Below are 21,358 nucleotides of genomic sequence, written 5' to 3' on the forward strand. Positions count from 1 at the left end.
CTGCTAACTATACCCGATAAAAGTACGGTCGTATTATTTTAATAAGGGGATTTTTCGGTGCCCATTACACCTCCAGCCATTCCTGGCGCACGGCGGCGTTGGCGCGCAATTGATCGGGGCTGCCTTCGAACACGATCGCACCGTGTCCCATCACGTACACGCGCTGGGAAATGTCCATGGCGATCGCCAGTTTTTGTTCGACCAGCAGCACCGACACCCCCTTGTGCTTGAGCGCGAGCAGGTAGTCGGCCACCAGCGCCACGATCTTCGGCGCCAGCCCCTCGGTCGGCTCGTCGATCATGATCAGGTCCGGGTCGCCCATCAGGGTGCGGCACAGGGTCAGCATCTGCTGCTCGCCACCGGAGAGCACGCCGGCGGCGACCTCGCGCCGCTCTTGCAGGCGGGGAAACATGGCGTACATATCGGCCAGGCTCCAGCGGCTCGCCTTGACGCCCCGGCCGCCCTTCTGCCCCAGCTGCAGATTCTGCTCCACCGTCAGCGTGGGGAAAATATCGCGCCCCTCGGGCACGTAGCCGACGCCCCGGTGGGCGATCTGGAAAGCCTTCAGGCCCAGCAGTTCGGCGCCCTTGAAGCGCACCGAGCCGGTGGCCGTGACCTGCCCCATCACCGCTTTGACCAGGGTCGAGCGGCCCACGCCGTTGCGGCCCAGCAGGCTGACAATTTCGCCCTCTCCCACCCGCAAGTCGATGCCGTGCAGCACGTGGCTTTTGCCGTACCAGGCCTGCAAGTGTTCGATCGTCAGGATGTCCATCTACGCCTCGCCCAGGTAAGCTGCTTGCACGGCGGCATTGCCGCGGATCATGGCCGGGGTGTCGCACGCGATCACCTCGCCGTACACGAGCACGGCGATCTTGTCGGCCAGGCCGAACACCACGCCCATGTCGTGCTCGACCATCAATAAGGTCTTGCCCGCCGTGACCTTGCGGATCAGTTCCACGGCCGCGTCCGATTCCGAGCGGCTCATGCCGGCGGTCGGTTCGTCGAGCAGGATCACGTCGGCGCCGCCGGCAATGGTGATGCCGATTTCCAGCGCGCGCTGCTCGGCGTAGGTGAGCACCCCGGCGGCGACGTCGCGCTGGCGCTTCAGGCCGATTTCCTCGAGTACCTGTTCGGTGCGCTCGTGGGCGTCGCGCAGGGCGCCCAGCCGGTGCCAGAACGAGTAGCGGTAGCCGAGCGACCAGAGCACGGCGCAGCGCAGGTTTTCGTACACGCTGAGCTTGTCGAACAGGTTGCTCACCTGAAAACTGCGCGCCAGCCCGCGCCGGTTGATGTCGAACGGCCGCAAGCCCGCCACGCTGGCCCCGTGCAGGCGGATGTCGCCGCCGCTCAGGCCAAAGCGGCCCGAAATGAGGTTGAACAGGGTCGACTTGCCGGCGCCGTTGGGGCCGATGATGGCGCAGCGCTCGCCGCGGGCCACGCTCAAGGTGGCGCCGCGGATGATCTCCGACTTGCCGAAACTTTTGCGCACATCGTCCAGCGCCAGCGCGGGCGCCACGGCGAGAATGGGGGCGTTCATGGCCGGCCTTTCGCGATCGATTCGGCAATCTCGCTGTTGACGGCGTGCCACTGCGCCAGGTAGCGGGGCGCACTGGCACGGTAGGCCAGCACGCCGGCCACGAACAGCGTGGCCGCCACCAGCCACGGCAGCGCCGCGTGGGCGTCCAGCGTCACCCCGAGCAGGCGCGACGGCGCGCCGCCACTCTCGAGGGTGCGGCGGTACAGCAATTCGACGGCGAAGACGACGCCCGTCGCCGCCACCAGCACGGCACCACCGGTGGCCAGCAGGGGCGCGCGCAGGCGGGCGAACTTGCCGAACTTCGCGACCCGCAGCAAGAGCATGAGGAGGCTGGCCAGTCCGGCCGGGGCGAAGCGCACCAGGGTGATGAAGAACAGGCCCAGGTAGAGTTGCCATGCGGCCGTGTATTCGGAGAGCATGACGACGAATCCCACCCCCACCACGGCGCCGATCAGGGGACCGAAGAAGTAGCCGATGCCGCCGATGAACACGAACAGCAGGATGCTGCCCGAGCGCAGGGCGCTGACGTTTTCCGCGCTGACGATCTCGAAGTTGATCGCCCCCAGCGCGCCCGAGATACCGGCAAAAAAGGCCGACAGGATCAGGGCCAGATAGCGCACCCACTGGGTGTCGTAGCCGATGAAGGCAGCCCGCTCGGGATTGTCGCGCACGGCATTGAGCATGCGCCCGAGCGGGGTGTGGGTGAACGCATACATGGCCGCGGTGCTGATGAACAGCCAGAAGGCGATCAGGTAATACACCTCGATCTGGGGGCCGTAGCTGATGCCCAGGAACGGCTTGCCGATGACGCGATTGGTGGTCACGCCGCCTTCTCCGCCGAAAAAGCCGGGAAACATCAGCGAGGCGGCAAATACCAGTTCCACCAGCCCCAGCGTGATCATGGCAAAGGTGGTGCCCGACTTGCGCGTGGTGACGTAGCCGAACAGCACCCCGAACAGCAGGCCGGCGACGCCGCCCACCAGCGGAATCAGGGTCACCGGCACCGTCACGCCGGCCGCCTGGTTCATTACGTGGATGGCGACGAAGCCGCCCAGCCCCGAATAGACGGCGTGGCCGAACGAGAGCATGCCGCCCTGCCCCAGCAGCATGTTGTACGACAGGCCAAACAGCATCACCGTGCCGATCTGGCTGAGGATCGACAGGGCGGCGCCCTTGGCGAAGATCCAGGGCGCCACCAGCAGCAGCAGGGCAAAGCCGCCCCACACGAGATAGCGGCCCAGGTTGAGGGGGCGAAACGTCAGCGTCTTGCCCGCGGGCGTGGAAAGGGTGGTCATTCGCGCGTTCCCATCAAGCCTTTCGGGCGGAAAATCAGCATCAATACCAATAACAGGAAAGGCAGGATGGCCGCGCTCTGGGCGATCGTCACCTTGAGCAGGGAATAGCCGGGGGTGCTCGCGCCGATGCCGGCGCCGGCCCAGTTGAGCACGCTCATCAGGGAATAATCGAGGGCGACGGCAAAGGTTTGCAGCACGCCGATGAGCAGGGAGGCAATGAAGGCCCCCGCCAGCGACCCCATGCCGCCCACCACCACCACCACGAAGACGATGCTGCCCACGGTGGCGGCCATGCTGGGCTCGGTGACGAAGGCATTGCCGCCGATCACCCCTGCCAGCCCCGCCAGCGCGCAACCGCCGCCGAACACCCACATGAAGATGCGCGGCACATTGTGGCCCAGCGCTTCGGCCGCCTCGGGGTGGGTCAGCGCGGCCTGGATCACCAGGCCGATGCGGGTGCGCGTGAGCAGCAGCCAGATCGCCACCAGCATGGCCAGCGCGACGGCCATCATGAAGGCCCGGTACATGGGAAAACTGGTGGAAAACAGGGTGAACAGGGGGCCGTCGAGTTGCTTCGGGATCGCATAGGCGACCGCCGCCCTGCCCCAGATCAGCTGCACCAGTTCGACGATCAGGTAGGACAGGCCGAAGGTGAACAGCAGTTCCGGCACGTGGCCGAATTTGTGAATGGGCCGCAAGCCATAGCGCTCGACCAGCGCCCCAGCCAGCCCCACCACCAGCGGCGCGAGCACGAGCGCGGGCCAGAAGCCGACCGCGTTGCTGATGCTGTAGGCGATGTAGGCGCCCAGCATATAAAAACTGGCGTGCGCAAAATTGAGCACGCCCATCATGCTGAAGATCAGGGTCAGGCCGGACGAGAGCATGAACAGCAGCAGGCCGTAACTGATCCCGTTCAGCAAGGTGAACAGGGTAAATTCCATGAGGGGTCGCCAGGAAGGGGCGCGCAGCGACTGCGCGCCCTGGGTCAAGCTACAGGAGGATCGCGCCAGCGGCCCGCCGCTGGCTGCGCACTGTCAGACGCCGGGCCGCTTCATCTGGCACGAGGTGGGCTGACCGGCCTGGTAGGCATCGATCTTCTTGTCCATCTTCCAGCCATAGCCCGTATTTTCCTGGTCGTACCTGACATCCTTGCCGTTGATCCTGGTCCAGGTGCCGATGTACAGCGGTTGCTGCAACTGGTGGTCGACCTTGTTCATTGTCACTTCGCCGTTCAGGCTGGCGAACCTGGCCCCCTCCATGGCGAACGCCACCTTGACAGGATCGGTCGATTTGCCCGCCTTGATGGCCTGGGCCAGCATGCCGATGCTGCTGTGGGTCTGCGCCGTATAGTAATCGTCGTTGTATTTCTTTTTATAGGCTTCGACGATCTCCTTGCCCTTGAAGCTCTCGTTGTTGACCATCCAGTTGCCGACGATTTTCACGCGCTCGGCGCCGGCGGCGCCCATTGCCGTCGGCACGCCCGTGGTGACGCCGTAATAGGTATAGAAACTCGCTTTCAGATCGGCGTCCTTGGCCGCGCGGATCAGCAGCGCCAGGTCGGCGCCCCAGTTGCCGGTGATGACGGTGTCGGCGCCCGAGGCCTTGATCTTGGCAATATACGGCGAAAAATCCTTGACCTGGGCGATCGGGTGCAGATCGTCGCCGGCGATCTTGATGTCGGGCCGCTTGCGTTTCAGGTACTCCTTGGCGGCGCGGCTGACCGCCTGACCAAAGGCGTAGTTCTGGCCGATGATGTAGACGCTCTTGATGTCCTGGTTGGGCGCCATATAGCTCGTCAGCGCCTCCATCTTCATGTCGGAGTTGGCGTCGAAGCGGAAATGCCAGAAGCTGCATTTGCTGTTGGTCATGTCCGGGTCGATGGCGGCGTAGTTCAGGAACACCACTTCCTTGCCCGGGTTGCGCTCATTGTGCTTGTTGATGGCGTCGAGCAAGGCCAGGCCCACGCCGGACCCGTTGCCCTGCGTGATGTAACGGTAACCCTGGTCAATCACCGCCTTCAATTGGGTCAGCGACTCCTGCGGGCTGGCCTTGTTGTCGAAGCCGACCACCTCGATCTTGTGCTCGCCCGCCCACTTGTCGCGCGATGCCAGTTCGGCAATGGCCTGGAAACTGTGCAGCTGGTTCTGACCCACCGGTGCGAACGGCCCCGACAGCGGGTCGATGAAGGCGATCTTGACAGTGTCGGCCTGCGCGAAGGGCGCGGCCACAACGCTCAGGGCCAGCAGGGCGGCCATGCTGCGTTTCTTACCGGGGGTCTTGCCAAACAGCTTGCTCATATGTCTCCACCTATATAATTTTTTTGGTTGCTTACGGCATCGCGTTGTACAAATGGTCGGAGTAATCAGGCGGTGGGCAGCATATACCCCCTGAATTGCTCGCGCAGCTTGTTCTTCTGGATCTTGCCGGTGGCGCCCATCGGCAGGGCGTCGATGAAGCTGACGTCGTCGGGCATCCAGAATTTCGCCACTTTTCCTTCAAAAAATGCCAGCAGTTCGGCGCGGCTCACCTCGGCCCCGGGGCGCTTGACCACCAACAACAATGGCCGCTCATCCCATTTCGGGTGGGCGATGCCGATGCAGGCCGCCTGCAGCACCGCCGGGTGCGCCATGGCGATGTTTTCCAGGTCGATGGTGCCGATCCACTCGCCGCCGGACTTGATGACATCCTTGCTACGGTCGGTAATTTGCAGATAGCCGTCGGCATCGATGGTGGCCACGTCGCCGGTGGGGAACCAGCCGTCCTGCAACACATCGCCCCCTTCGTTCTTGTAATAGCTGGCGATGATCCACGGCCCCTTGACCAGCAGGTGGCCGTAGGTGACGCCGTCCCAGGCCAGTTCGACGCCGTCGTCGTCGACGATCTTCATGTCCACGCCGTAGATGGCATGGCCCTGCTTTTGCAGGATCTTGCGCTGTTCATCCCGGCCCAGCGCCAGGTGGCGCGCCTGCAAGCCGCCGGCGGTGCCCAGTGGCGACATTTCCGTCATGCCCCAGGCGTGCACGACCTCGATGCCGAAGCGGTCCATCAGCGTGTCCATCATGGCCGGCGGGCAGGCCGAGCCGCCGATCACGGTGCGGCGGAAGGTGGAAAAGGTCAGATTGTTTTGAATCGCGTAATTGATCAAGCCCAACCAGACGGTTGGCACGCCGGCCGAAAACGTCACCCCTTCGGCCTCGAACAGCTCATAGAGCGACTTGCCATCGAGCGCGGCACCAGGAAACACCATCTTCGCGCCCGACAGCAGCACCGAATACGGCAAGCCCCAGGCGTTGACGTGGAACATCGGCACCACCGGCAACACGGTGTCCCTGGCCGACACGTTCAGGGCGTTCGGCATGGCCGAGCCGTAGCCGTGCAAGACGGTTGAACGGTGCGAATACAGGGCGCCCTTCGGGTTGCCCGTGGTGCCCGAGGTGTAGCACAGCGAGGCGGCGGCGTTTTCGTCGAACAGGGGCCAGGCATAGTCGGGCGAACTGCTCGCGAGCAAGTCCTCGTAGCACAGCAGATTGGGAATCGCCGTCGCCTCGGGCATGCGTTCGTGGCCCGCCATCAGCACGAAGGCGCGCACCGTCTTGCAGTGGGCCGCCACCGCTTCAATCAGGGGCAGGAAGCTCAGGTCGAAAAACAGCACCTGGTCTTCGGCGTGGTTGACGATGTAGGCGATCTGTTCCGGGTGCAGGCGCGGATTGATGGTGTGCAGCACGGCGCCCGAGCCGGACACGCCGTAATAGAGCTCCATGTGGCGGTAGCCGTTCCAGGCCAGCGTGGCGACCCGGTCGCCGATGGCGATGCCCAGGCCCTGCAGGGCATGGGCGACGCGCCGGGCGCGCTCATGGCAGTCGCGGTAGGTGTAACGGTGCAGATCGCCTTCGACGCGGCGCGAGACGATTTCCACGTGGCCGTAGTGACGGGCGGCGAACTCGATGATGCCGGAGATGAGCAGGGGCTGGCTCATCATCTGGCCCATCACGGGACTGGGCGGAAAAGCATTCTGGGGATCATGCAAGGGGGTGGTCGACACTGTGCGCGCTCCTGTGGCTGCTCGTTGATGGTTGAGTTTCGTACGACCGTGCTAAAACAGTCAATACTTTTCGATGGTGCGATGCACCAGTCGCGCCCCTGCCTATCGACCTGATAGGAAAAATTCCAATCGTGCGCAAGAGGCCTATCGCTATACTCGTCAAACAATTTGTATCATGATCAATATTACCTTAAGGATATCAAATGGCAACGAAGAAAACCGCAGGCGCCAGCCTGCCCAGTAAAGTGGCGGCGGCCAAACCCGATCCCCAGGCGAGCCTCGAGACCAGCACCGGCAACGGCGGCGAACTACACCAGCACGACAGCGGCAGCGCCCTCACCACCAACCAGGGCGTGCCCGTCTCGGACAACCAGAATTCCCTGCGCGCCCATGCGCGCGGCCCCACCCTGCTGGAAGATTTCATCCTGCGCGAGAAAATCACCCATTTCGACCATGAGCGCATTCCCGAGCGCATCGTCCATGCGCGCGGCACGGGCGTGCACGGCGTGTTCAAGCTGAGCGCCTCGCTGGCCGACTACACCACCGCCAGCATCCTCACGGAAGTGGGCGCGGAAACCGAGGTGTTTGCCCGCTTTTCCACCGTGGCCGGCGGCGCGGGCTCGGTCGACACCCCGCGCGACGTGCGCGGCTTCGCCGTCAAGATGTACACCAAGCAGGGCAACTGGGACCTGGTGGGCAATAACATCCCCGTCTTCTTCATCCAGGACGCCATCAAGTTTCCCGACCTGATCCACGCTGTCAAGATGGAACCGGACCGCGGCTTTCCACAGGCGGCCTCGGCCCATGACACCTTCTGGGATTTCATCTCCCTCACGCCCGAGTCCATGCACATGGTGATGTGGGCGATGTCGGACCGCACCCTGCCCCGTTCGCTGCGCATGATCGAAGGCTTCGGCATCCACAGCTTCCGCCTGCTCGACGGGCAAGGCAAGTCGACCTTCGTCAAGTTTCACTGGCGCCCCGTGCTGGGCCTGCAATCGACCCTGTGGGACGAAGCGGTCAAGATCGCCGGCGCCGACCCCGATTTCCACCGCCGCGACATGTTTGAAAACGTTTCCGCCGGCAATTTCCCCGAATGGGACCTGGCCGTCCAGTTGTTCACCGAGGAAGACGCTGCCGGCTTCCCCTTCGACCACCTCGATTCGACCAAGCTGATCCCGGAGGAACTGATTCCCCTGCAGGTCATCGGCCGCATGACCCTGAACCGCTGGCCGAACAATTTCTTTGCCGCCACGGAGCAGGTCGCCTTCTGTCCCTCGCACATCCCGCCGGGCATCGATTTCTCCAACGATCCCCTGCTGCAAGGCCGCCTGCACTCCTACCTCGACACGCAACTGTCGCGGCTCGGTGGACCGAATTTCCACCAGATCCCCATCAATGCGGCCAAGGTTCCGGTGAGCAACAACCAGCGTGACGGCCATATGCAGATGAACCAGCCCGTGGGCCGCGTCGCCTACGAGCCCAATTCGCTGATGGCGGACGGTCCCCGCGAAACCGCCAAGGGCTTTCGCAGTGTTGCAGCCGAAGAAAGTGGCACCCGTGCGCGCATCCGCGCCGAGACCTTCGCCGACCATTACAGCCAGGCGCGCCAGTTCTTCGTCAGCCAGAGTGCGCCCGAACAGGCGCACATGGCCGCGGCGCTGGTGTTCGAACTGTCCAAGGTCGAGCATCCGCACATCCGCGAGGCCATGGTCGGACACCTGATCCGGATCGACGAGACGCTGGCCCAGCGCGTGGCCACCGGCCTGGGCATGAAAAAACTGCCGCCGCCGGCGCCGACCGGCACCCCGGCCCGGGACCTGCCGCCCTCGCCCGCCCTGCAACTGATCGGCAAGATGAAGGACACGCTCGAAGGGCGCGCCATCGGCGTGCTGGTCGCCGACGGCTCCGACGCCGCCCTGGTGGACGCCATCACAAAGGCCATCACCAAGGCGGGCGCCGACTTCAAGATCATCGCCCCGCACATCGGTGAAGTGGCGCTGTCCGACAAGTCGAGCCTGAAGGTGGACGGCCAATTGGCCGGTACGCCGTCGATCATGTTCGATGCGGTGGCGATCATCGTCTCGCCCGAGCAGGCTGCGCTGCTGGTCAAGGAAGCGGCCGCCATCGATTTTGTCCGCGACGCCTTTGGCCACCTGAAAGCGATCGCCGTCGACGGCGGCGCCCGGGCGCTGCTGGACAAGGCGGGGGTGGAAGCGGACGACGGCGTGGTCGAGGCGGCCAACCCGGCCGCCTTCATCAAGGCCGCCAAGACGCGGCAGTGGGCACGCGAACCGAAAGTGCGCAACTTGCCGTAAGCATGCGCTTCATCGAAGCCCGCCCGCACGGCGGGCTTTTTTACGTGCGCGTCCGTTTCCCTGGCGGCGGCGCTCGCGTTTTTTCCAGCCACGCTAAAATAGGCATCGACTTTCACCATATGGGATCTGCCATTCGCGCCGACGACCTTCCGCTGAGCAATTCATTTGCCGCGCTGCCCCCCGATTTCTATACCCGGCTGATGCCGACGCCCCTGCCTGCGCCGTATTTTGTTGCCGCCAGCAGCAGCAGCGCCGCGCTGGTCGGGCTCACCCCCGCACAACTGGCCACGCCTGAACTGGTCGAACTGTTCGCCGGCAATGCCGTGGCGGCCCGCTCGCTGCCCCTGTCGGCCGTCTATTCCGGCCACCAGTTTGGCGTCTGGGCGGGCCAGCTGGGCGATGGCCGGGCCATCCTGCTGGGCGAGCTGAACGGCCCAGCGGGGCCGATGGAATTGCAGCTCAAGGGCGCCGGCCTGACGCCGTACTCGCGCATGGGCGACGGGCGCGCCGTGCTGCGCTCGTCGGTGCGCGAATTTCTATGTTCCGAAGCCATGGCGGCCCTGCGCATTCCCACCACGCGGGGCTTGTGCATCATGGGCGCCGACCAGCCGATCCTGCGCGAAACGGTGGAAACGGCCGCCGTGGTCACGCGCATGGCGCCCAGTTTCGTCCGCTTCGGCTCCTTCGAACACTGGTACCACCGCAACAAGCCCGCGCAGTTGCAGCAACTGGCCGACTACGTCATCGCCACGTTTTATCCGGAACTGACGGCCGAAGCGAATCCTTACGCGGCCCTGCTGGCCGAAGTGACGCGCCGCACCGCCCGCATGATCGCCCACTGGCAGGCGGTCGGCTTCATGCATGGCGTGATGAACACCGACAATATGTCGATCCTCGGCCTGACCCTCGACTACGGCCCGTTCGGCTTCATGGAGGCGTTCGACCCCGCCCACATCTGCAATCACACCGACCAGCAGGGTCGCTACTCGTATGCCAACCAGCCCGAAGTGGGCCACTGGAACTGCTATGCGCTGGGCCAGGCACTGATGCCCCTGATCGGCGAGGTCGAGGCGGCGCAGGAAGCGCTGGGCGTATACCAGGGCGAATTTGCCGCCACCTTCGACTACCTGCTGCACGCCAAGCTGGGCTTGCACAGCGAGGACGGGGCCGACGCCGCCCTGTTCGAGTCGCTGTTTGCCCTGATGACGGCCTCGCACGTCGATTTCACCAATTTCTTCCGTGCGCTGGGCAATTTCACCATCGACGAAGGCAGCGCCGCCAACACCGCGCTGCGCGACATGTTCATCGACCGCGCCGGCTTCGACGACTGGGCCGGCCGTTACCGCGTCCGCCTGCGCCAGGAACACAGCGTCGACAGCGAGCGCAAACTGGCCATGGACGCCGTCAACCCCAAGTATGTGCTGCGCAATTACCTGGCCCAGGTGGCCATCGACAGGGCGATCGCCAAGGATTATGCTGAAATCGACAAATTGCAGGCCATCCTGTCGCGCCCCTTCGACGAGCAGCCCGAGCACGCCGCCTACGCCGCCCTGCCGCCCGACTGGGCCAGCGACCTTGAAGTAAGTTGCTCTTCCTGAAATCGTTTTTTTGCCGTCCCCACCCAATACAGCCGCCGCGAAAGGCACCATGAACGATAAAGTCACCAAATCCGACGCCCAATGGCGCGAGATGCTCGACCCGACGCAATACCAGGTCACCCGCCACGCCGCCACCGAGCGCGCCTTCACGGGCAAGTTCTGGGATCACCACGAACACGGCATTTACACCTGCGTCTGCTGCAACACGCCCCTGTTCGAGTCCGACGCCAAGTTCGATTCCGGCTGCGGCTGGCCCAGCTATTTCAAGGCGCTCGATCCGGCCAACGTCATTGAAAAGACCGACCGTACCCATGGTATGCTGCGCACCGAGATTATCTGCGCCGTCTGCGACGCCCACCTGGGACACGTGTTCCCCGATGGTCCGCCGCCGACCGGCCTGCGCTATTGCATCAACTCGGCGTCGCTGCGCTTCGCGCCCCTGTAAGCGCCGCCGCTCTCGCTCCCGTTCACTTTGCCTTGACCATTCATGAAATTTCTCTTTGACCTGTTCCCCATCATCCTGTTCTTCGGCGTGTTCCGTTGGGGCGAGGGAAACCAGGATGCCGCCCACGGCCTGGTCCAGCAGTACCTGGGCCCACTGATCTCCGGCGGCGGCGCCACCGCGGCGCAGTCGCCCATCATCCTCGCCACCGTGATCGGCATCATCGCCACCCTGCTGCAGATCGGCTATCTGCTGATCTCCCGCAAGAAGGTCGATGGCATGCTGTGGGTGTCGGCCGCCGTCATCGTCGTCATGGGCGGCGCCACCATTTATCTGCACGATGACAACTTCATCAAGTGGAAGCCCACCATCCTGTACTGGGCGTTCGCCGCCATCCTGCTGTTCTACCAGACCGTGATGGGCAAGAACCTCATGAAAAGCGTGATGGGCGAAGCGATGAAGCTGCCCGAGCCCGTCTGGCGCACGGTGGCCTGGTCGTGGATCGGTTTCCTGGCGGCGCTGGGCTGCCTGAACCTGTTGATGGCCTTCGTCGTCTTCAAGGGCAACACCAGCGCCTGGGTCAACTTCAAGGTGTTCGGCGCCACCGGGATCTTCTTCCTGTTTATCGTGGCGATGGGTCTGATGCTGTCGAAACACATGCAGGAGGAAGAAGCATGAGCGGGCACCATCACGACCACGACCACGCCAGCGCTGACGGCGCCGGCGTGCCCGCCCGCGGCCCCCGTGCTGAGCGCATCCTGGCCCTGCTGGCCGCGCTCGACCCGGTCCTGCTCGAACTGGCCGACGAATCGCAGCTGCACGCAGGCCATGCGGGCGCGGCCTCCGGTGGCGGGCATTTTCGCCTGAAAATCGTTTCCCCTCGCTTCGAGGGCCAGAGGCTCGTCATGCGCCATCGACTCGTGTATGATTCCGTGCACGATATGATGCACACCGAAATCCATGCGCTGGCCATCACTGCGCTGGCGCCCTCGGAAGTCCGGTAAGCGCCGCTTTCAGGGTCGCTTAAGAAATCTGTTCGACAATCGTCACTCATAGCTAAAACAATCGATTCATCAGTCTACGTAACTTTTTTCCTATCAGGATCCAAACATGACTTTTAAGCCAGCCAGCCTGCTGTTAGCACTTGTTGCCATCGTTGCCGCACCATCGTTCGCCCAGAACCTCGCCGTCGTCAACGGCAAGGCGATCCCGTCGTCGCGCGCTGACGCCGTCGTCAAGCAAGTCATCGCCCAGGGCCAGCAGCCGGATTCGCCGCAATTGCGCGAAGCCATCAAAAAAGACCTGATCATGCGTGAAGTCATGATGCAGGAAGCGATGAAACAGGGCTACGAGAAAAACGAGCTGGTCAAATCGCAAATGGAGCAGGCGCGCCAGACCATCATCATCAACGCCATGGTGCGTGACTACGTGAGCAAGAATCCCGTCAAGGACGCTGACATCAAGGCCGAGTACGACAAGTTCAAGGCACAGGCCGGCGACAAGGAATTCCACGTCCGCCACATCCTGCTGGGCACCGAAGCCGAAGCTGTCGCCGTCATCGCCAAGCTCAAAGCCGGTTCGAAATTCGAAGAACTGGCCAAGCAATCGAAAGACACGGGCACCGCGGCCACCGGCGGCGACCTCGACTGGGCTACCCCGTCGTCGTTCCCGAAAGCGTTCAGCGATGCCTTCGTCAACCTGCAAAAAGGCCAGGTCGCCGAGAAGCCAGTGCAAACGCCAAACGGCTTCCACGTGGTGAAAGTGGACGACACCCGTCCGACCAAGATCCCGCCGATGGAAGAAGTCAAAGGCCAGATCGAAGAAGCGATCCAGCAGAAGAAACTGCAAGCCTACCAGGAAGCGATTCTGGCCAAGGCTAAGGTACAATAAGCGCGCCGTCGTTTGAGCGTCGCAGTACAATGAATGGACGGCGCCGCAGGGCGACGTCCATTTCGCATTTTGCAGTCCCCCTCTTTCGTTTCTATAGGAATCAAACATGATCTTGAAGCCAGCTACCCTGATGTTGATGACCGCCCTCGTGGCCGCCCCGGCCTTCGCGCAAAACGTCGCGACCGTCAACGGCAAGCCGATTCCCGCTGCCAAAGTCGATCAGATCGTCAAGCAGGTGGTTGCGCAGGGCAAGCAAGCGGACTCGCCGCAGCTGCGCGAAGCCATCAAGAAAGACTTGATCAACCGCGAAGTGATGATCCAGGAAGCCGACCGCCTGGGTGTGGCCAACCGTCCCGACGTCAAGATGGCGCTCGACAATGCCCGTCAAAGCATCGTCATCAACGCCATGCTGCAAGACTACGTCAAGAAAAACCCCGTCAAGGACGCGGACATCAAGGCCGAGTACGACAAGTACAAATCGCAGGTGGGCGACAAGGAATACCATGCACGCCACATCCTCGTGGCCACCGAAGACGAAGCCAAGGCCATCATCGTCAAGCTGAAAGCGGGCGGCAAGTTCGAAGAACTGGCCAAGCAATCGAAAGACGGTTCGGCCGCCAACGGTGGCGACCTCGACTGGGCTAGCGCCGCCTCCTACGTGCCGGAGTTTTCCGCCGCCATGGTCAAGCTGAACAAGGGCCAGGTCACCGACACCCCCGTCAAGACCCAGTTCGGCTACCACGTCATCAAGCTCGAAGACACGCGCGCGGCCAAGGTGCCATCGTTCGACGAAGTCAAGCAGCAAGTGGCCGAATCGATCCAGCAGCGCCGCCTGGCCACCTACCGCGACGACCTGGCCAAGAAAGCCAAGGTCCAGTAAGCCGACCGCGCCGCCGGCGCTGGTCCAATAAAAAAGCGCTTCCGAGGAAGCGCTTTTTTTATGCCTGCACGACGCCGCCATCGCGGCGGGGCCGATGCTGCCGGCCCCGCCGCGATACCGCCGGCATATCAGCCGACGAACTTGCGCGCATTCCTGAACATGCGCATCCACGGCGAATCCTCGCCCCACGCATCCGGGTGCCACGACTGCTGCACCGAGCGGAACACCCGCTCCGCGTGCGGCATCAGCACCGAGAAGCGCCCGTCCGGCGTGGTCACACCGGTCAGCCCGCCGGGTGAGCCGTTCGGGTTGAACGGATAGACTTCGGTGGCCGCGCCACGGTTGTCGACAAAGCGCATCGCCTGGTGCACGGCGGCCAGCTCGCCCGTCTGCGAAAAGTCCGCATAGCCTTCGCCGTGGGCGATGGCAATCGGCGCCTGCGTGCCGGCCATGCCGGCAAAGAAAATCGACGGCGAATCGAGCACTTCGACCATGCCGAAGCGCGCCTCGAACTGCTCGGACTTGTTGCGGGTGAACTTCGGCCACGCGTGCGCGCCGGGGATCATCGACTTCAGATTGCTCATCATCTGGCAGCCATTGCACACGCCCAGGCCGAAGGTATCGGCGCGCTGGAAGAAGCGGGCGAACTGCTCGGCCAGCAGGGCGTTGAACAGGATCGTCTTGGCCCAGCCTTCGCCGGCGCCCAGCACGTCGCCGTAGGAGAAGCCGCCGACGGCGATGACGCCGTGGAAGTCGTCCAGGCTGGCGCGGCCGGCGATCAGGTCGCTCATGTGGACGTCCACCGCAGCAAAGCCCGCCTGGTGCATCACCCACGCCGTTTCGATGTGCGAGTTGACGCCCTGCTCGCGCAGGATGGCCACGCGCGGACGGGCGCCACCGATGAAGGGGGCGGCCACGTTCTCGTTCGGGTCGAACGTGAGCACCGGCGTCATGCCGGGGTCGGTCTCGTCGAGCAGGCGCGCGTATTCGGCGTCGGCGCAGGCGGGGTTGTCGCGCAGGCGGGCGATGCGCCAGCTGGTGTCGCTCCACAGGCGGTGCAGGGCGCTGCGCGGCTGGCTGTAGATCACCTTGGCGTCGCGCGTCAATTCCACCACGCCGCGCTCGTTCGGTTTGCCGATGATGTGACTGCAGGCGCCCAGCTGGTGCGCGCGCAGCACGTTCATCACCGCGCTCTTGTCCTGTTCGCGCACCTGCAGCACGGCGCCCAGCTCTTCGCTGAACAGGGCCGCCAGCGTCAGCGCATTGCGCCGCTCGCCCACCTGCCCTGCCCAGTTCTTGGCGTCGCCCCAGTCGGCGGCGTGTTCATCGCCCATCGCCAGGATGTCGAGGTTGACGGACAGGCCGGCGCGGCCGGCGAAGGCCATCTCGACCAGGGTGGCGAACAGGCCGCCGTCCGAACGGTCGTGGTAGGCCAGCAGCATGTCGTCGGCATTGAGCGCCTGGATCGCGGCGAAAAACGCTTTCAGGTCGTCGGCGCTGTCGACGTCGGGGGTGGCGTCGCCCAGCTGGCCCGTCACCTGCGCCAGCGCCGAGGCGCCCAGGCGGTTCTTGCCGCGTCCCAGGTCGACCAGGATCAGCGTGGTGGCGCCAAGGTCCATGCGCAGCTGCGGCGTGAGAGTCTTGCGGATATCGAGGACGGGCGCGAACGCCGAGACGATCAGCGACACGGGCGAGGTGACGGCCTTGGCGTCGCCCTTGTCCTGCCAGGTGGTGCGCATCGACAGCGAGTCCTTGCCGACCGGGATGCTGATCCCCAGCGCCGGGCACAGCTCCATGCCGACCGCCTTGACGGTGTCGAACAGGGCCGCGTCCTGGCCTGGCTGGCCGCAGGCGGCCATCCAGTTGGCCGACAGCTTGATGTCGCCGATCTGGCCGATGGCGGCGGCGGCGACGTTGGTGATCGCCTCGCCCACCGCCATGCGGCCCGAGGCGGGCGCATCGATTACCGCCAGCGGGGTGCGCTCGCCCATCGCCATCGCTTCGCCCAGGTAGCCTTCGAAGCTCATGGCGGTGACGGCGCAATCGGCCACCGGCACCTGCCACGGTCCCACCATCTGGTCGCGCGCGGTCATGCCGCCCACGCTGCGGTCGCCAATGGTGATCAGGAAGGACTTGTCGGCCACCGAGGGCAGCAGCAGCACCCGTTCGGCCACCTGGGCCAGATCGAGCCCGGTCAGGTCGATCGGTGCGAAGCGCGTGTGCAGGTGGACCACGTCGCGCTGCATCTTCGGCGGTTTGCCCAGCAGGACGTCCATCGGCATGTCGACGGGGTCGTTGCCATTGAGCGGATCGACCAGCTTGAGCTGGCGCTCTTCGGTGGCGACGCCGACGGCGGCGAACGGGCAGCGCTCGCGCGCGCACAGGTCGGCGAACAGGGCCAGGTCGGCCGGCGCGATCGCCAGCACGTAGCGCTCCTGCGATTCGTTCGACCAGATCTCTTTCGGCGCCATGCCCGATTCTTCCAGCGGCACCTTGCGCAGGTCGAAAATCGCGCCGCGCCTGGCGTCATTGGTAATTTCAGGGAAGGCGTTCGACAGCCCGCCCGCGCCCACGTCGTGGATCGAGATGACGGGATTGTGTTCGCCCATCTGCCAGCAGGCGTTGATCACTTCCTGGGCGCGCCGCTCCATCTCGGGATTGCCGCGCTGGACCGAGTCGAAGTCGAGATCGGCGGTGTTGGCGCCGGTGGCCATCGACGAGGCGGCCGAGCCGCCCATGCCGATGCGCATGCCGGGGCCGCCCAGCTGGATCAGCAGGCTGCCGACGGGGATGTCGTTCTTGTGGGTGTGGCCGTCGGCGATGCTGCCGATGCCGCCGGCGATCATGATCGGCTTGTGGTAGCCGTAGACGGTGTCGAGCGCGCCGGCGCTCAGGGGGCCGACGTTCTGCTCATAGCTGCGGAAGTACCCGCCCAGCACGGGGCGGCCGAATTCGTTGGAGAACGCCGCGCCGCCCAGCGGGCCGTCGATCATGATCTGCAGGGGCGAAGCGATGCGCTCGGGTTTGCCGTAGTTGACGGCGTCAGTGGCGCCGGCGGCGGTCACGCTGGCCGCGTTTTCCCACGGCCGCACGGCGTCCGGCAGATACAGGTTCGACACCGTGAAGCCGGTCAGGCCCGCCTTCGGCTTGGCGCCGCGGCCGGTGGCGCCTTCGTCGCGGATTTCGCCGCCGGCGCCGGTGGAGGCGCCCTGGTAAGGCGAGATCGCGGTGGGGTGATTGTGGGTTTCCACCTTCATCAGCGTGTGCGTCAGTTCCGTGGCGGGCGCGTATTCGTGGCCAGGGCCGCGCGGATAGAAACGGGTGACGGCGGCGCCCTCGATGACCGAGGAATTGTCGCTGTAGGCGACGATGGTGCCGCGCGGGGCCAGCTGGTGGGTGTTCTTGATCATCTGGAACAGCGACTTCGCTTGCGCCTGGCCGTCGATGGTCCAGTCGGCGTTGAAGATCTTGTGGCGGCAATGCTCGCTGTTGGCCTGCGCGAACATCATCAGTTCGACGTCGGTGGGATTGCGCTGTACGCGGGTGAACGCTTCGGCCAGGTAGTCGACTTCGTCAGCCGACAGGGCCAGGCCCAGCGCCGTGTTGGCGTCGTCGAGCGCCGCTTTGCCCAGGCCAAGCAGGTCGACCGAGGCCAGTGGCTTGGCCTCGAGTTCGCGAAACAGCAGCGCCGCCTGGTCGGCGTGGCGCAGCACCGATTCGGTCATGCGGTCGTGCAGCAGCGCGGTCACGAGCGCCAGTTGATCGGTGTCGAGCTCGCGTACCGCGCCCAGCTTGGTGCCCAGCAGGCCGCCCTTGAGCGCGACCGTGTAGGCCACGCCCCGTTCGATGCGCACGATGTGCGCCATGCCGCAGTTGCGCGCGATGTCGGTCGCTTTCGAGGCCCACGGCGAGATCGTGCCGAAGCGGGGGATGACGATGAATTGTTCGTGCGCGCCACCGTCGAGGGGCGCGGCGGCCGGCTCGCCGTAGGTCAGCATCGCTGCCAGGCGCGCCTGGTCGTCGGCGGACAGGTCGGCGCGGCTATCGACGAAATGCAGATAGTGGGCCTGCACCGCGACCACGGCGGGCGCGACGGCCTGCAGTTGACCGAGCAGGCGTTGGTTGCGGAAGGCGGACAGGGCGTTTGAACCCGGCAGTATCAACATAATGAAAGTCTTGGTTGACGCAGCATGGCTGCTGGTTGAAGGTCGTGGTGACGCCGATGGCGCTTCGGCGCTTTCCCCTGGGCCGACATTATACCCCGAGCCCACCGCCTTCACCTGCGCCCTGCCCCGCCCTGATCGCATGCAATGACCTTGTGAGGCGCAGGCAAAATAGCGTATCGTGCAACTTCGCGCGGGGCGCGCATGCGGATGGGCCGCGCGCGCCCGCCGTCAACCTGGTGAGCGATGCAAGATAACAGCCAATTAAGCAGTCAACTGAGCGTGCTGGTGGTCGATCCGAACCCCGGCATGCGCGCCAGCCTGCACAATCTGCTGACCCAGTCGGGCATCAGCAAGATCGAATTTGCCATCAGCGCCAGCACCGCCATCAAGCAGCTGGGCCGGCGCAGCTACGACGTGGTGCTGTGCGAATACGACCTGGGCAGCGGCGCCGACGGCCAGGACGGCCAGCACCTGCTGGAAGACCTGCGCCATCACAAGCTCATTTCGAACCGCTCGATCTTCATCATGCTCACCTCGGAAGCGACCTACGGCAAGGTCGTCAGCACGGCCGAACTGGCGCCCACCGACTACGTCCTGAAGCCGTTTACCATCGAGGTGCTCAGCAAACGCATCGAACGGGCGCTCGACCGCCGCGCCGCGCTGCTCGACGCGCACCGCCTGATCGACGAGGGCAATCTGCGCGAGGCGGCCAGCCTGTGCGCCGCCGGCGCGGCCAACGGGCGCCACGGCGCCGATTTCGCCCGCCTGCGCGCCGAGATCCACGTGGCGCTGGGCGACCTCGAAGGCGCGGTCGTGCAATACCACGCGCTGCTGGCCGAGCGCCCGCGCGGCTGGGCCTCGCTGGGGCTGGCGCGCGCGCTGGCTGGCCAGGCCCGCCACGCCGAAGCGGCCACGCTGCTCGACGATCTCGTCACCAGCAATCCCCGCCTGATGGCCGCCTACGACCTGCTGGCCGACTGCCACACGGCGCTGGGCGCACCGCAGCGGGCCCAGCGCATCCTGCAGGACGCGTTGGCGATCTCGCCGCACCTGGTGCGGCGCCTGCGCCAGCTGGGCGAAGTGGCGCTGGAGGCGGGCGATGTGGCGCTGGCCGAAAAATCGTTCCGCCAGGTGGTCGCGCGCGCCCGCCACTCCGAGTTCCGCGATCCCGAAGACCACGTCAACCTGGTGCGCGCGCTGGTGCGCAAGGGCGAGCAGCAGCAGGCCGGCGGCGTCATCCGCGACCTGGAAAAATCGCTGCGCGCCGGGCTCGGGGTCGATGCCTGCAAGGCCTACTCGAACGCGCTGCTGTTCGAGGCGGCCGGCGACGCCCCCGCCGCCGGCGCGGCGCTGCACGCGGCGGTGCTGGCGGCGGTGCAGGAAGAGGCGCTGTCGGCGAAACTGAAAATCAGCCTGGCGCACAGCTGCCTGCGCCACCGGCTCGACGACGGCGCCTCGCAGGTGGTGCTGTCGATGCTGACGACGGCCGACGGCGCCCTGTCGGCGTCGCAGGCGCAAGCGCTGTTCGCCAACGCCGGGCGCGCCGACCTGGCCGACGGCATCGGCCGCCAGCTGGGCCAGCAGGCGCAGGACCTGGTCGGCGTGGCCGCCGAAAAAAGCCGCGACGGCGACTGGCGCGGCGCCGTCCAGACCCTGCTGCAAGCGCGTCTGAAGTCGCCCGCCAGCGTGGCGGTGACGGTGGCGGCGGTGGCGGCGATCCTGCGCCAGCTCGACGAACTGGGCTGGGATCACGCGCTGGCCGACCGGGCCGCCCTGATGCTCGACGCGGTGCACAAGAGCGAACCCGCGCATGCCCAGCTCAAGGGCCTGCAGGACGAGCATGCCCGGGTACGGCGCAAGTACGGCATCGCCACCCAGGCTTGACCTGGTCCAGTTCCATGGCGCACGCCAGGACCATCGGGCTGTCGCGCGAGCGCCTGGACCGGGCCGGCGCCGAAACACGCGTGCTCGACCCCGTCCGGCAACATGCAGCAACATGCGGCAACATGCAGCAGCAAGCCTGCCTGGCACCTTGAGGGCATCGACCAGCGTTGCAAGCTGATCCGCAAGCGATCGCCGTCTTGGGCACCATCGCCACCGCCATCGTCGTCATCGGGATCGTGACCAAACTCCATGGCCTGTGCGCCTGCGGGCGAACCATGCACGTGGCGTCCTGGTCGGGCAGCGCGCCACGACTGGCACGGGAAATGCCAGCCAGCCACGGGCAAGACGTCACGGATGTTGCCGATGCGATGATTTTCACCGTGTCGAAGAATTTTACATATTAGAGTTTTTACTTGCAGAGAAGAACGGCAAGTGCTTGATTATAATAACTAACAATTGCTTGGCATGGGTATTGCTTAGTGAGACACACCTAACCACTCTTCCTTGATACCATGTCCTCTCTCACAAAAAAATTGTTTTTGATCGCCGCCGTTTGCCTGACGAGCGCCGCCCACGCCGCCCCCCTCCTGATCACCAACGGCGGGTTTGACGGTAGTGCCAGCGGCTGGTCGCTCGGTGGCGGTTGCGCCGCCGCAGTCTATGCGAACGGCGGAAACGGCACCGGCTACGTCGCGCTTAATTCTTGTGGCGAAGCCAACACAGACCCGTTCGCGAGCCAGACCGTGTCGGGCTTGACGATCGGCAAGACCTATACCTTGTCATGGGACCAGCGTCTCGGCGAAGTGTACAGTGGCTATGGCTTTGGCAAGAGCTTCGGCGTGTTCCTGGGCGCCGACGGTGGCAACGCCCTCTTCACCAATGAACTTTCGAGTACCGCTTGGGCGCGGTTTTCGGCCAGCTTCATCGCCGCCGCCACGGAGCAGCAACTGACCTTTGCCGCCGAACTCGATCGGCGCACCACGGGCGTGAGCGTGACTACCGACGTTTCTTACGACCTCGACAATGTGGCCTTGACCGAAACCAGCGTGCCGGAACCAGCATCGCTGGCCCTGCTGGGACTGGGCCTTGGCGGCCTGGCATTCGCGCGCCGCAAGCCGGTCTGAGCGGTGAGCGCGCAAGGCGCTCACCCTGCCCCGAAGATGCCGCTCAGCCCAAGGTGAGCGGCATTTTTTTTGGCGCTTTCACCGTTACCGTGAAAGCCCATTAGCGTAAGCACGCACCATCCAAGCCCACCCCGCGATGGGTTCGAGGCGAGCGCCGGGTCCGACCCCTCGTTTCGGCGCTT

At 64.9% G+C, this 21,358-nt stretch carries 17 protein-coding genes; 10 read left to right on the forward strand and 7 right to left on the reverse strand.

Annotated features, from left to right (window positions below; genetic code table 11):
• Positions 1-64: 64 nt before the first annotated feature.
• From ACP7EY_RS21030 to ACP7EY_RS21055, 6 genes are all read right to left on the reverse strand, one after another.
• Positions 65-772 carry an ABC transporter ATP-binding protein gene (locus tag ACP7EY_RS21030; protein WP_426197092.1) on the reverse strand — a complete coding sequence of 236 codons (708 nt, stop codon included), beginning with the start codon at positions 770-772 and terminating at the stop codon, positions 65-67.
• Complete coding sequence (locus ACP7EY_RS21035) at positions 773-1,537, reverse strand: ABC transporter ATP-binding protein (RefSeq protein ID WP_426197093.1); 765 nt, start codon at positions 1,535-1,537, stop codon at positions 773-775.
• A complete protein-coding gene (locus ACP7EY_RS21040) occupies positions 1,534-2,832 on the reverse strand; it encodes a branched-chain amino acid ABC transporter permease (protein WP_426197094.1) in 1,299 nt (432 codons plus the stop codon). Before ACP7EY_RS21040 ends, ACP7EY_RS21035 begins: the two co-directional genes overlap by 4 nt.
• Entirely contained in the window at positions 2,829-3,773 is a 945-nt protein-coding gene (locus tag ACP7EY_RS21045) for a branched-chain amino acid ABC transporter permease (protein WP_426197095.1), read from the reverse strand. Before ACP7EY_RS21045 ends, ACP7EY_RS21040 begins: the two co-directional genes overlap by 4 nt.
• A gap of 93 nt (positions 3,774-3,866) precedes the next feature.
• Complete coding sequence (locus ACP7EY_RS21050) at positions 3,867-5,087, reverse strand: branched-chain amino acid ABC transporter substrate-binding protein (RefSeq protein WP_426197122.1); 1,221 nt, start codon at positions 5,085-5,087, stop codon at positions 3,867-3,869.
• Between the two features lie 107 nt (positions 5,088-5,194).
• Entirely contained in the window at positions 5,195-6,820 is a 1,626-nt protein-coding gene (locus ACP7EY_RS21055; RefSeq protein WP_426197124.1) for a 3-(methylthio)propionyl-CoA ligase, read from the reverse strand.
• Between the two features lie 257 nt (positions 6,821-7,077).
• Between ACP7EY_RS21055 and ACP7EY_RS21060 the strand changes: the two genes are divergently transcribed.
• The 7 genes from ACP7EY_RS21060 to ACP7EY_RS21090 all read left to right on the forward strand — a co-directional run bounded on the left by ACP7EY_RS21060 (position 7,078) and on the right by ACP7EY_RS21090 (position 14,002).
• Complete coding sequence (locus tag ACP7EY_RS21060; RefSeq protein WP_426197097.1) at positions 7,078-9,192, forward strand: catalase; 2,115 nt, start codon at positions 7,078-7,080, stop codon at positions 9,190-9,192.
• 119 nt (positions 9,193-9,311) lie between these two features.
• Positions 9,312-10,790: a protein adenylyltransferase SelO gene (locus ACP7EY_RS21065; protein WP_426197099.1), complete on the forward strand. Its 1,479-nt coding sequence runs from the start codon at positions 9,312-9,314 to the stop codon at positions 10,788-10,790.
• A 49-nt stretch (positions 10,791-10,839) separates the two neighbouring features.
• Entirely contained in the window at positions 10,840-11,235 is a 396-nt protein-coding gene (gene msrB / locus ACP7EY_RS21070; protein WP_426197101.1) for a peptide-methionine (R)-S-oxide reductase MsrB, read from the forward strand.
• Between the two features lie 42 nt (positions 11,236-11,277).
• Positions 11,278-11,910: a septation protein A gene (locus tag ACP7EY_RS21075; protein ID WP_426197103.1), complete on the forward strand. Its 633-nt coding sequence runs from the start codon at positions 11,278-11,280 to the stop codon at positions 11,908-11,910.
• Positions 11,907-12,236 carry a BolA family protein gene (locus ACP7EY_RS21080; RefSeq protein WP_426197105.1) on the forward strand — a complete coding sequence of 110 codons (330 nt, stop codon included), beginning with the start codon at positions 11,907-11,909 and terminating at the stop codon, positions 12,234-12,236. Before ACP7EY_RS21075 ends, ACP7EY_RS21080 begins: the two co-directional genes overlap by 4 nt.
• Before the next feature lie 106 nt (positions 12,237-12,342).
• A complete protein-coding gene (locus ACP7EY_RS21085; RefSeq protein WP_426197106.1) occupies positions 12,343-13,122 on the forward strand; it encodes a peptidylprolyl isomerase in 780 nt (259 codons plus the stop codon).
• A gap of 106 nt (positions 13,123-13,228) precedes the next feature.
• Positions 13,229-14,002, forward strand: a complete 774-nt coding sequence (locus tag ACP7EY_RS21090) for a peptidylprolyl isomerase (protein ID WP_426197108.1) — start codon at positions 13,229-13,231, stop codon at positions 14,000-14,002.
• A 128-nt stretch (positions 14,003-14,130) separates the two neighbouring features.
• Here the strand turns inward: ACP7EY_RS21090 and purL are convergent, their stop codons facing one another.
• The gene (purL, locus tag ACP7EY_RS21095; protein WP_426197110.1) at positions 14,131-18,168 is read right to left on the reverse strand and encodes a phosphoribosylformylglycinamidine synthase; all 4,038 of its coding nucleotides are present in this window, start codon (positions 18,166-18,168) and stop codon (positions 14,131-14,133) included.
• A gap of 243 nt (positions 18,169-18,411) precedes the next feature.
• Here purL and ACP7EY_RS21100 point away from each other — a divergent pair, with 243 nt between their 5' ends.
• From ACP7EY_RS21100 to ACP7EY_RS21110, 3 genes are all read left to right on the forward strand, one after another.
• A complete protein-coding gene (locus ACP7EY_RS21100; protein WP_426197112.1) occupies positions 18,412-20,052 on the forward strand; it encodes a response regulator in 1,641 nt (546 codons plus the stop codon).
• Between the two features lie 197 nt (positions 20,053-20,249).
• Positions 20,250-20,456 (forward strand): hypothetical protein, encoded by a 207-nt coding sequence (locus ACP7EY_RS21105; protein WP_426197114.1) that lies wholly within the window; start codon positions 20,250-20,252, stop codon positions 20,454-20,456.
• Positions 20,457-20,591: 135 nt separating this feature from the next.
• Positions 20,592-21,176: a carbohydrate binding domain-containing protein gene (locus ACP7EY_RS21110; protein WP_426197116.1), complete on the forward strand. Its 585-nt coding sequence runs from the start codon at positions 20,592-20,594 to the stop codon at positions 21,174-21,176.
• Positions 21,177-21,358: the final 182 nt, after the last annotated feature.

It is taken from the genome of Massilia sp. DWR3-1-1, assembly GCF_049898325.1.
GTDB lineage: Bacteria > Pseudomonadota > Gammaproteobacteria > Burkholderiales > Burkholderiaceae_D > JAFCUW01.